8 protein-coding genes are annotated in these 12179 nt (G+C 66.8%); 5 read left to right on the top strand and 3 right to left on the bottom strand.

Annotation, left to right across the window (positions count from 1 at the left end):
• Window positions 1-120 precede the first annotated feature (120 nt).
• A complete protein-coding gene (locus NO362_RS05260; RefSeq protein ID WP_256546382.1) occupies window positions 121-2352 on the top strand; it encodes a coiled-coil domain-containing protein in 2232 nt (743 codons plus the stop codon).
• Window positions 2353-2426: 74 nt separating this feature from the next.
• The gene (locus tag NO362_RS05255; protein ID WP_256546381.1) at window positions 2427-3362 is read left to right on the top strand and encodes a phosphoribosyltransferase HisG-related protein; all 936 of its coding nucleotides are present in this window, start codon (window positions 2427-2429) and stop codon (window positions 3360-3362) included.
• 99 nt (window positions 3363-3461) lie between these two features.
• Here NO362_RS05255 and NO362_RS05250 read toward each other — a convergent pair whose 3' ends face one another.
• The 3 genes from NO362_RS05250 to gatB form a co-directional block, all read right to left on the bottom strand.
• The gene (locus NO362_RS05250) at window positions 3462-4757 is read right to left on the bottom strand and encodes an MFS transporter (RefSeq protein WP_256546380.1); all 1296 of its coding nucleotides are present in this window, start codon (window positions 4755-4757) and stop codon (window positions 3462-3464) included.
• A gap of 152 nt (window positions 4758-4909) precedes the next feature.
• Window positions 4910-7486, bottom strand: coding sequence for a DNA topoisomerase I (locus tag NO362_RS05245; RefSeq protein ID WP_256546379.1), 2577 nt, complete (start codon window positions 7484-7486; stop codon window positions 4910-4912).
• Between the two features lie 147 nt (window positions 7487-7633).
• On the bottom strand, window positions 7634-9124 hold the full coding sequence (gene gatB, locus NO362_RS05240; protein WP_256546378.1) for an Asp-tRNA(Asn)/Glu-tRNA(Gln) amidotransferase subunit GatB: 1491 nt from the start codon (window positions 9122-9124) through the stop codon (window positions 7634-7636).
• Window positions 9125-9268: 144 nt separating this feature from the next.
• Between gatB and NO362_RS05235 the strand changes: the two genes are divergently transcribed.
• The 3 genes from NO362_RS05235 (at window position 9269) to NO362_RS05225 (ending at window position 12161) form a co-directional block, all read left to right on the top strand.
• On the top strand, window positions 9269-10570 hold the full coding sequence (locus tag NO362_RS05235; protein WP_256546377.1) for an MFS transporter: 1302 nt from the start codon (window positions 9269-9271) through the stop codon (window positions 10568-10570).
• Between the two features lie 79 nt (window positions 10571-10649).
• Window positions 10650-11549 (top strand): alpha/beta hydrolase, encoded by a 900-nt coding sequence (locus NO362_RS05230; RefSeq protein WP_256546376.1) that lies wholly within the window; start codon window positions 10650-10652, stop codon window positions 11547-11549.
• A gap of 126 nt (window positions 11550-11675) precedes the next feature.
• Window positions 11676-12161, top strand: a complete 486-nt coding sequence (locus NO362_RS05225) for a DUF7518 family protein (RefSeq protein ID WP_256287767.1) — start codon at window positions 11676-11678, stop codon at window positions 12159-12161.
• Window positions 12162-12179: the final 18 nt, after the last annotated feature.

The raw sequence follows: 12179 nt of genomic DNA, 5'->3' as shown, positions 1-12179 counted from the left end.
AAAAAATGTGTTCGGGTTGTTACGTCCACAGCGGGAAGAACCGCCACGACCCCGGCCGACGCTATCAGGAACGGTATTTTGCCCGGTTGTTTTATGTGAGCAGTTTCGGTAAGGTGGTCTATGAGCCACGAGTCCGACGCCGATAGAACGACCGCCGTGTCAGACGACGACGTGCGCGTAGAGAAGTCGTTCGCCGGCGACGAGTTCCCGGTTCCGGCGATCAAGTTCCGGCTCGACTCCGAGAGCGACGAGCCCGTACACGTCCGGCTCGTCGATCAGATCCCCGAGGACTTCCCGATGGAAGGGGTCGGCTTCCATCCGGACTACGAGAGCGACAACTGGACCGCCTACAAGGACCACCGCGTCGAGTACGAGCGGACCCTCGACCCCGGTGAGGAGACCACGACGGTGTACGGGATCCGTCTCGAACAGGTCTCGGACGTCGAGGGATTCCTCGGCGAGCCGATTCTCGAACGCCCGCCCGCACCCGAAGAATCCAGCGACGACCAGACCGGCGCCGAGGTCGAAGACATCCTCGGCGCGGACCGGAGCCAACTCGTCCGCGACGCCCTGCAGGGCAACGGACGGCTTGCGACCGAAAGCGAGCCCAACGGAGACATCGGACACGAGCAGCCGGTCGGACACGAATCAGAGCCCGAACAGGATCCGGTGCCGGACGCCGTCGAATCGTCCGCAGCGGTGGACGCCGACGACGCGCGTTCGGACGACCCGGGACTCGGCGCGGAGGCCAGTGCGGAGGCGACAGCCGAGAGCGTCACCGACGACGCCGCAGTAGAAGACCCCACAGGCGACACAGCAGAAGGAGACGCGGACGGCATCGAGGGAGAAGTGGAGGCAGGAGACGCGGACGGCGTCGCGGGAGAAGTCGACGCAGGCGACGCCACGGCAGAGAGCGGTGCGGGAACGGCGGCAGCGGAGTCGGAGGCGACCGCCAGCCTGGCGGACGCATCGGACGTGGCCGCGGGGCCCGGAGCCATCCCGCGCGAGATAGCGACTGATCTCACGCCCGCACTACGCCAGCGAGACGACGGCGAGAGTACGCCAGTGGAATCAGACGAGACCGACGAGGAGAGTGCGGAGCCGGTGGAGTCGGATGCAGAGGGCGAAGAAGATGCCGACGTCGACGCGGCCGACGAGGCACCCGAAACAACGGCGTCCGGAGAGAGTGACGCAGACGACTATCTCGACATCGACGAACACGTCGAAGAACACGTCGACGAGCCGGGTGTGAACGCTTCTGACGTCGCAGTGACCGCCGCAGCCGACGAGTCCGGGACCGATGCGAGCGCCGAGTCCGGCACCGACGTAAGCGCCGAGCCAGCATCGACGCAGTCAGCCGATTCTCAGTCGGCGTCCGCCGCTGCGGAAGCCGGAACCGCAGCGTCCGGGGGCCTGGCGGCGACGCTCGCCGAGGAAATCCGTGCCGGGGAAGTCTCCGAGTCCGATCTCGATACGCTCCGCGGCGAACTCGACGTCGGGCTGCCACGGAGCGCGGACGTTCGCCTCCGGCGCGTACAGGCGCAGATGGAGGAGCTCAACGCCTACGCCGACGCGCTCGCGGAGTTCATCGACGAGGAAGGCACCGGCGCGGAACTGGTCGAACGTCTCGACACGGAACTGAACGAGATCACCGCGGAACTCGACGATCTGCAGGCCTCGCTCGACGCCGCCGAAACGGACCGCGAGGAGATTCGCGCGGACGTGTCGAGCCTCCACGAGGACGTCGACGCGAACGACGGGCGAATCGCGGAGACGACGCAACGACTCGACGAGGTCGACGAGACCGCCTCGGCTGCCGCAGCCGGCCTCGAGGACCTTCGTGAGCGGGCCGACGGGCTCGAAGAGCGACTCGACGCGACCGCAGACCGTGTCGCGGACGTCGAGGTGGGCGTCGACGACGTTGCGAGCGACGTCGATACCGTGGCAGCCGACGTAGACGACGTCGCAGCCGACGTCGACGAAGTAGCCGCCGAGATGGGTGAGGTCGCGGCGGACGTCGACGGACTCGCGGCCGACGTAGACGGGATGTCGTCCGATCTAGAGGGCGTCGCAGCCGACGTCGACGACGTCGCGATGGACGTAGACGAGACCGAGGCGCGCGTCTCGCGGCTCGACGAGGAGATGGGCGACGTCCGCGAGGACATCGCGACGCTCGACGGCGACGTCGTCGACGTTCGCGACTCGCTCGAAGCCGAGATCGACGAGCTTCGGGCCGATATGTCCGCGCTCTCGGCCGAACTCGATCGCTTCGAGTCCATCGAACGCGACATCGAAGAACTGCAGACGTTCCGCGACCGCCTCAACGACGCCTTCGGCCCCGGCGGTCAGTGAGCGGGTCGAATCCCCTCCGAGAGCCGTAACCGCGAAGCGCAATCTGTTTAGCGCGCCACCCCGTGCGTTCGACAATGACTGAGACGGAGGCGATTCGCGTCGCCGTCCCCCGCAAGGGCCGACCCCTCGAAGCCGTTCTCGAACGCGTCGCCGACGTTGCCGAGCGAAGCGCCGCCGGCAGCGCGGCCGACGTCGAGACCGTGGCCGACGAGATCATCTCGACGCTCCGCCACGAGAAAGCGGTCACGAAGGGCCATACCCAGCCGGGCGCGGACATCTACCAGCGGCTCGCGACGTACTCCGATCTCGAGGACGACTACGAGCCCGAGTACACGCTCCTCCGCGACGACCGCCAGGGGATGCCCCGTCGGATCGTCTTCGACAGCCTCACCGTCGACATCGGCGGCGTCCCGGTCCAGTTCGTCGGCCGCGAGGAGCCCTTCCGCGCGCTCCGCACCCACGAGTTCGGCCTGGGCTTCGACAGCGCGGATCTGGTCTTAGAGGAGGTCGTCGAACTCGAACCCGAAGGCGTCGGCTCGATAGCCGACGTCAACGCCCGGATCGACCCGATGAACACCGACGTTCGGGTCGTCTCGGGACTCGGCGACACCGTCTATCACACCCTGATGGCGCGTCCGGAGATTCTGCCACCGGGGGCCGACCTCGACCGCGAGTTCGTCGCCGGCTACGAGGGCGAACTGTGCATCTCGCCGCGGTACGAACGGCTCGTCGAGGCCGTCCTCGGTACGCGACCGCTCGACGGCATCTCCTTTGCCTACCCCGACGACGACCGCGAGGAGGAAGCGGCCATCGCGGACGTCGGTCTCGGCGTCTACCTGACGATGACTGGCTCGACCGCCCGCGATCACGGCCTCGTCCTCGGCGAGCACCTGTTCCCCTCGGAGACGGTTCTGATGGAGAACGTCGCGGAGGCCGAGGAGCTCGACGCCGCCGAAACCGTTCGCGACGCGCTCGCGACCGCGGCCCACGAGACCGAAATCGCGGTGTGAGCGCGCAGATGGCGTGCACGCGCTGTGCGCTCCGGGCTTGTCGCTGGCGGGGTGACGCGCAGTTCGATTCGAGCCACATCGCTGGCGGATAGCGCCCGGTTAGTCCTCACCGAGCGGCGTGGCACCGCTGTCGGCGTCGGTCGGCAGCGACTCGCGGACCTGGGTGTACACGAGAACGAGCGCGACGAGCGCCGCGACCGCACCGAAGGTGAACGGCGTCGACAGCCGACCGGCGTTGTACAGGAAGCCGGCGGTGAGCGGCCCGACCGCGACGCCGAGCCCGAACGCCATCGTCAGCACCGAGAGGGTGCTCCCCGATTGTCCCTCGCGTGCCAGGTCGCCCGCGAGCGCGAGCGACGGCGCGAACACCAGCGCGACCGCGACGCCCTGGAGGAGACGTGCGACGAGCATCGTCAGCGGCGTCGAGACGACGCCCTGCGCGAAGACGGCGGGGACGAGGATCACGAATCCGGCGAGCAGGAAAGGCCGACGGCCGTAGGTGTCGCTCGCGCTTCCGATCGGGATCTGGAGCAGGACGTTCGCGATGACGACGGCCGCGAACTGGACGCTGAAGAGGAACGTACCCTCGTTCAGGCGGGCGCGGATGGGCGCTTCCAGCGGCGCGAACAGCGCGATCGTCATCGCCATGAAGAACGTGGCGACGCCGAGGACGAACACCGAGTCGAACCGTCCCGGCCCGCTCCGTTCGAGAATCCGAACCGAGAGGTCGTCGCCGGCCTCGGCGTCGAGCGTCGGCGGGTCGTCCACCACCGCGTAGACGAGCAGGAAGCTCACGATGGCCCCGGCCACGGCGACGCCGAACGCCGCGTCGAAGCCCGAGAGCAGGCCGAACGGAGTCGGGTACGGGCCGAATCGGATGACGACGCCGGCGACGATCGGACCGAAGCCGAAACCGATCAACCGAAACGTGTTGAAGACGCCGAAGTTACCCCCGCGTTCGCTGTCCGACCGGGCGTAGTCGTTGACGAGCGCGACGGTCGCCGGAACCGTGAACGCGGCACCGATCCCCTGGAATCCACGGGCGACGAGGACCGCCCAGTAGTTGGTCAAGAACGGATACGCGACGCTCCCGATAGCGAACAACACCAGGCCGAAGAGGACGAACGACTTGCGCTTGCCCAACCGATCGGACAGACGACCGGTGAACGGTTGCCCGAAACTGTTGACGAACCCGAAAAGCGACAGGACGAACCCGATGAGTAGCTCCTCGCCGACGGCGACGCCGAAGAGGTCGCCGCCGACGAGACCGCCCAGCGATACCTGGCCACTCGCGATGTACAGCGGCAGCACGATGATGAGAAAGGAGTTGCCGAGCGCGTCCGCCATCCGGGCGAGCCCGAGCGCGATCACGCGCCCGTCGGTGTCACCGATCATCGTACGGCCCCGCTCTGTGTCCGCGTTCGAGCGACGACAGCTGGCCCCGAGCGTCTCCACATACTCGGGGCGACGGACGCCGCACGGAAGTCGTTTTCAGTCGGGACAGATCCGCAACGACGTGTCAGCCAGGACAGATCCGCAACAGGGCCTCAGTCGGCGTTCGCCTGCCACTTCCGCACCGTGTCGGGTCCGACGCCGTCGACCTTTTCGGCCAGCGCGTCCGGTTCGACCTCTTTGAGCGAGGCGACGTCCTCGACGCCGGCGTCTTTGAGTTTCTCGGCGGTCTTCTCGCCGATGCCGCTGACGCTTTCGAGGTCGGAACCGCTCTCGCTCTGCTCGGCCTGGTACTCGCGATAGTTGCAGATCGGACAGCCGAGGTCCCACGGTTCGCTGTCGTCGTCGTAGGTGATCCGGAGTTTCGGGAGGTCGTGTTCCTCACAGGTCTCGTCTGTCACCTCGATGTCACCGCGGCGCGGTAAGGGAAGCGAGTACTCACAATCGGGATAGCGCGTACAGCCGACGAGCCGTGACCCCGAGCGGAGGCGTTTGATCGCGAGTTCGCCGCCCGCTGCGGCGGCGTCGTCGCCTTCGTCTCGCGGCGTCTCCGACGCCGCGCTCTCACCACATTCGGGACACGGCCCGATCACCAGATCCTCCTGCTCGTCGGCCTCCTCGGCCTTACAGAGCGGACAGCCGTGGACGAACGTCTTGCGACCCGCGAGCATCTTGATGTGGTGCAGGCCGTGTTCGTCGCAGGTCTCCTCTAAGATGAGCGGCTTGCCGGTCGAAGGCAGCGGGAGCGTGTAGGTGCAGTCCGGATAGGAGTCACACCCGATGAAGTACGAGCCCTGCCGGCTCTTTCGGATCACGAGGTCGCCGCCGCACTCGGGGCACTCGCCGACGGTCTTGTCCGCCTTCAGCGACTCCTGGAGGTGTTTTCCGACTTCTTCGCCGGACTCCATCAGCCCCTCGAACACCGATTCGAGAATCTCGCGGGACTCGTCTGTCACCTCGTCGAGCGTCGCCTCGCCGCGGGCGATGGCCTGCATATCTTCCTCCAATTGGGCCGTCATCTCCTCGCTCACGATGCGGTCGGCGAACTCCTCGGAGGCCTCGACGACCGACCGAGCCAGTCGCGTCGGTCGCGGCGGGTCGCTCTCGATGTACCCGCGGTCGTACAGCTTCTGGATGACGTCGTGGCGGGTCGCCTTCGTCCCGATTCCCATCTGTTCCATCGTCTCGATGAGCCGCGACTGGCCGTAGCGCCGCGGCGGCTGGGTCTGCTTTGCGTCGAGGCGAGTGTCGGTGACGGTCAGTTCCTCGCCCTCGGCGACGTCGGGGACGAACGACTCGCTGGCGTTGGAGTACGGGTAGACCGCGTGATAACCCGGGTCGAGGAGCCGCTTGCCGTTGGCCTTCAGCGAGAGGCTCTCGTCGTCGCCGGCGACGGTCGCGACGACGCGGAGGTGCTCCCAGGTAGCCGCCTCGGCGACGGTCGCGAAGAACCGCCGGACCACGAGTTCGTAGACCTCCCACTCGTCTTCTGTGAGTTCAGAATGACTGGGCAGTTCGCCTGTCGGGTGGATCGGCGGGTGATCTGTCGTCTCCTCGTCGCCGGCGGTCGGTTCGATCTCCTCCTGGTCGAGCAGCGATTTCGCGTCGTCGCCGAAGTCCCGCGTGCCGGCGAACGAATCCAGGAGCTCTCGGGGGTCGAGGTCGTCGGGGTAGACGGTGTTGTCCGTCCGCGGGTAGGTGAGATAGCCGGCGGTGTAGAGGTCCTCGGCGATGCTCATCGCGCGCTGGGCAGAGTAGCCGATCGAGCCCGCGGCGCGGATGAACTGCGTCGTGTTGAACGGCGCTGGCGGATCGTCGGTCCGGGTGCGCCGACGGACCGACTCGACCGACGCCGTCGACGACGACCGGAGCGTCTCGTAGGCCGCGTCCGCAGCGTCTTCGTCCCAGACGCGCTCGGCTTCGTTGCCGTCCTCATCGAGGTAGAAGTACTGCGCCTCGAAGGAGCCGTCTTCGTCGGCGTCGTCTTTTTCGAGGTCCGCAAACAGTTCCCAGTAGTCTTCGGGATCGAACGCCTCGATCTCGCGCTCGCGATCGACGATGAGCTTCAGCGTCGGCCCCTGCACCCGGCCGACAGAGATGAAGTCGTCACCGAGCTGGCGCGCCGACAGCGAGAGAAAGCGCGTGAGCGCCGCCCCCCACACGAGGTCGATGATCTGGCGGGCCTCGCCGGCGGCCGCGAGGTCGAAGTCGAGTTCGTCGGGGTTCTCGAAGGCGTCGGTCACCTCGTTCTCCGTGATCGAGGAGAAACGGACGCGGTCGACCGGGACGTCGTCGTTGACCTCTCGGACGAGTTCGTAGGCCTCCTTGCCGATAAGTTCGCCCTCGCGGTCGTAGTCGGTCGCGATGACGACGCGACCCGCGCGGCGGGCGAGACGGCGAAGCGCCGCGACGATGTTCTCCTGGGTCGGGTGCTTGTCGATCGGTGCGTCGATCAGTTCGACCGGCTCGACGTCCCGCCAGTCGTTGTACTCCGGCGGGAAGTCGACGCCGACGACGTGGCCTGAGAGGCCGATACAGCGCTTGCCGCCCCACTTGTAGACGTTCACGCCGTTGAGGCGGTCGGCCTCGGCGGACCCCCCGCTCAGGATGTCGGCGATCCGCCGAGCGGCGTTGTCCTTCTCGGTGATGATCAGTTCCGGGCCCTGACTCATTGCCCGGCGATAAGCGAGGGCCCGGCCTAAAGCTTTCGCGCCGAATCGTGCAAAATCAGCGGACAGCGCGCCCGTGCGCGCGAAACAGCTGTTTCAGGAGCTCGCAGTGTGGCGGGCGTCGCAGATCCTCGAATCGAGACGAGGTCGTTACTCGTCGAGTTGCTCGCGGAGCTTCTGGTTCACGTCGCCGGGGTCGGCGCTGCCGCCGGTCTTCTGCATCACTTGCCCCACGAGGAAGTTGATCGCGCCGCCCTCGCCGGCGTGGTAGTCCTCGACGGCGTCGGGGTTCTCCTCGATGGCTTCCGCGACCGCGACGTCGACCTCGTCGTCGTCGGCCGTGCCGAGGCCCTCCGCCTCGATGACCGTGTCGGGGTCCTCGCCCTCGTCGAGCATCGTCCGGAGGACGATCTCCTCGGCGTTCTTCGTCGTAATCTCGTCGGCGTCGACGAGTTCGACGAGACGCGTGAACTCCTCGAGGCGGTCGTCGACGTCGGTGATCGCCATATCGCGGTAGTTGAGTTCGCCCAGTAAGTTGTCCGCGACCCACGTCGCCGCCAAGTCGGGGTCGAACTGGGAGGCGACGTCCTCGAAGAAGTCTGCGACCTCCTTCGTCGAGGTAAGTTTCGCCGCCGACTCGGCGTCGAGGCCGTACTCCTCGCGGAAGCGCTCGCGGCGGGCGTCGGGGAGTTCGGGGATGTCGATCTTCGTTTTCCAGTCGGAGACTTCGAGCGGCGGCAGGTCGGCCTCGCGGAAGTAGCGGTAGTCCTTTTCTTCTTCCTTCGAGCGCATCGAGACCGTGATGCCGCGTGACTCGTCCCAGTGGCGCGTCTCCTGTTCGACCGCGCGGCCGCGCTGGACGGCGTTCTTCTGCCGCGTCACCTCGTAGGCGAGCGCCTGCTCTGCGCCCTTGTGACTGGAGATGTTCTTCACCTCGGTCCGGTTGGCCGCCTCCAGCGACTCGACGCTGATCGAGCCGTCGTCGTCGACCTCGTCGGCCGGGACGAGCGAGATGTTGGCGTCGACGCGGAGCGACCCGTCGCGCGTAGAGTCGAAGACGCTGAGGTATTCGAGGACCTCTTCGAGTTTCGCGAGGAACGCGCGGGTCTCCTGAGGACTGCGGAAGTCGGGGCGGGTGACGATCTCCATCAGCGGCGTGCCGGCGCGGTTGTAGTCGACGAGCGTGTAGTCTGCGGTGTCGATGCTGCCGCCCTTGTGCTGGAGGCTGCCCGGGTCTTCTTCGAGGTGGGCGCGTTCGATGCCGATCTCGCGGCGCTCGCCCTCAACGGAGACTTCGAGGGTGCCGTCGGCGCAGATCGGGGCGTCGTACTGCGTGATCTGGAAGTTCTTCGGCAGGTCGGGGTAGTAGTAGTTCTTCCGGTGGAACCGGGTGTGTTCGGCGACGTCGGCGTCGAGCGCCTTGCCGACCTTCACGGCGGCCTCGACGGCCCCTTCGTTCAGGACGGGCAACGCACCCGGCAGGCCGAGACAGATCGGGCAGGTACGGCTGTTGGGCTCTTCGTCGTCCGCCGGTTCGGTCGAACACCCACAGAAGATCTTCGTGTCCGTCTCGAGTTGGACGTGGACCTCCAACCCGATGACGGTGGCGAGATCGCGCTGGGAGAGCGCCTTCGCGGTCATTGACGCGTGATTCGACGTAGCGGGGCTAAAGGCTAACGGGACGGTCGGATAGGTGGGCACCGAAAGCACCCTGACCACTGTCCGCTAGCGCCCATACCACCGGGAGTTTTTTCGCCGGACGATCAATAACGCTCGATTGGAACTGTGGGCCCAAACTCACCGCCGCGTTCGACGCGGGTCGGTCAGTTCATCGACGTCCGGCGGCTGTTGGCCGGGCTGGATCTCTACTACGGTTGGTTCGTCGTTGCCTCGTGCTTTCTCGGCGGGCTGCTGATCTACGGGCTCCTGTACTCGTTCAGCGTCTTTTTCGGCCACCTCGTCACCGCGTTCGGAATGTCGCACGCTAACACGTCTCTTATTTTCTCTCTGCAGTCGGTGATGATGTACGTCGGCGCGGCGGTGTTCGGGTTCACCATCGACCGGTACGACGTCCGCCGACTGTTCGCGCTCGGGTCTGTGCTGATCGTCGGCGGCCTGTTCGGGACGAGCATCTTCTCCAGTTTCCTGGGCGTGCTGGTGTGTTATGGGATCGCAGTCGGCATCGGATTCAGCATCGTGATGGTCATCGCATACGTGACACCGGTGTTCTGGTTCGAGCGGCGACGGGGCATCGCCACAGGGATCGCGACCGCGGGTGCCGGGGTCGGGATGATGGCGATGCCACCGTTCGCTCGTCTGTTGATCGAAGCGCTGGGCTGGCAGCGCGCGTACTTCGCGCTGGCGTTGTTAGTGAGCGTCGCCCTCGCAGTTGCGACGGTCCTGATTGCCGACCGACCGGAACGACTCGGTATCGACGCCTCCGCGGAGTTCGTGACGACTGCCGACGACCGGTCTTACCCCTCCGCCCGTGAACAGTTGCGTGACGTCCGGTCTATCGTGCTGTCGCCGTCGTTCGCCGTGTTCTTCCTGGCGTTTCTCGGATCGTATCTCGTGCCGTTGTCGCTGACGGTCAACTTCGTCGAGTTCGCCCGGTCGGTCGATATCGGAGCACAGGCCGGCGTCTTCGCAATCAGCGTGATCGGAGCGACCAACACCATCGGGAAGTTCGTCACCGGCTACCTCGCCGACCGGTTGGACACGACGCACGTCCTCGCCGGCAACGCGGTCGTGATCGGGGTGCTGACGGTTCCGATCACGCAGATACACGACGCGGGAGTGGTGCTCGCTATGTCGGCGCTGTTCGGGTTCGGATACGCCGGACTCGGGGCGCTGATGACGCCGGTGATGGCAGACCTCTTCGGTGCGGAGAATCTGAACGGACTGTTCGGTGTCGCGTCCGTCTCCTCAGCCTTCGCGGGTGCGCTCGGCCCTTATCTCGCGAACCTCTCGTTCGACCTGTACGGGACGTACATCCCCGTGTTCCTCGGGATGGCACTCATCAGCGTCCTCTCGGCGGGGCTGTTCCTCCTGGCCCGGCAGTGGGCCGAGACGGGGGTTCGTGCGTGACGGAGGGGACACGGCGCTATTCGACGTCTTCCTCGCGCTTCCGTAACCTATTCCCTCGGTCCCATCGACGGCACGCCCGATGAGCGACTCGCTGGCCGACGCTGCCAGGATCGACGTTCGCCGCGGGGTCACCTTCGCGGCCCCTGACGGCAGCCCCCTCCATCTCGATCTCTATCGCCCGGCGACGGCCGGGGTCGGGACAGCCGACGCTGCCCGCCGCGCCGCCGTCGTCCTCGTTCCCGGCAGTCGCGGTCGCGCCCCCGACAGCGGCGAACTGGCGCGGTACGCGCTCGATCTGGCCGAGCGCGGCTACGTCTGCGTCGTCCCGGCGTATCGCGGCAGCGACGTCGCGAGCTTCCCCGCCCAGATTCGGGATCTGAAGGCCGCGATCCGGTGGCTTCGCGCCGCGGACGACGTCGGCGTCGACCCGGACCGCGTCGGCGCGTTCGGCCACGGCACGGGCGCACACCTCGCCGTCCTCGCCGCGGTGACGGCCGGAGAGGCGTCGTTTGCGCCCCACGAATCGGCGTTCGCCGGTGTTCCGATCGACGCCGCGGCCGCATCCAGCGCACACGACGGGCTCGCCGCAGTCGTCGGCGTCGCCGGCACGTACGCACTGGAACACCAGCCCGAAACCGACGGTCTCGTGGCGCTGCTGGGCGGTGACCGCGAGTCGGCACCGGACGCCTGGGAGCGAGCGTCGCCGTCGACGTATCTGGGCGGTAACGGACAGCCGGGAGCGCGGGACACCTCACAGACGGACGCCGCGGCCGACGTGCCCCCAATTTTGCTCCTCCACGGCGAGGACGACGACGTCGTTCCGGCGATGGCCTCGGAACTGTTCCACGATATGCTGGAAGAGAGCGACGTCACCGCCGAGTGCGTGGTCGCGGCCGACGCCGGCCACGGCGTCCACGAGACGCAGCGGCCGTTCACGCTCGGCTGGACCGAAGCGTTCTTCGATCGGCATCTCCGGTGAGAGGTTCGGCGTCCCGTCGCAGCCGGTGCTACCGGCGTCCGTCGAATCGGATATTCACGTCAACTATCACTTCCTGGGTAGGTGTCTGACGTACGTTTATGTGGCCGGAGACGGGCTATCTACCCTATGAGCAACCGTGTGGAGGAGCTCGAGTCGAAGGTCGCGGAGCTACAGGCCGCCGTCAACGGGCTGACCGAAGAGCTCGTCGAGACGAAAGAGCGCGTTCGGCTCCTCGAAGAGGAGGTCGAAGTCGACCTCGCGGCCGGGACCCGTCCGGTCGGGCACGACAACGTCGTCGCGTCGGAGCCCGAATCGGCATCGGAGCCCGAATCGGCGTCGGACGCCCAGTCCGAACCCGAGGCGGCCGCCGAATCCGACGCCGAGGCGAACACCGCGGAAGACCCGATGGACCCACACCAGGAGTCGCCGGCGCAGGCGGAGTCGCGCCGCGAAACGTCCGCACAGCAGTCCGACGACGCGGACTTCATCGACGCCGACGCGGACGACCACATCCCGAGCGAGGTCGAATCGAAGGACGACGATACTAAGACGAACGAAACCGAGGGTGACGACGAGGCGGCGACCGAAGACGACGACATCATCGTCGCATAATCGGGCGCTCCGCCCGCT

Source organism: Halobellus inordinatus, from assembly GCF_024498335.1.
Classification (GTDB): domain Archaea; phylum Halobacteriota; class Halobacteria; order Halobacteriales; family Haloferacaceae; genus Haloquadratum; species Haloquadratum inordinatus.
This window is presented reverse-complemented; position numbering and strand designations above follow the sequence as displayed.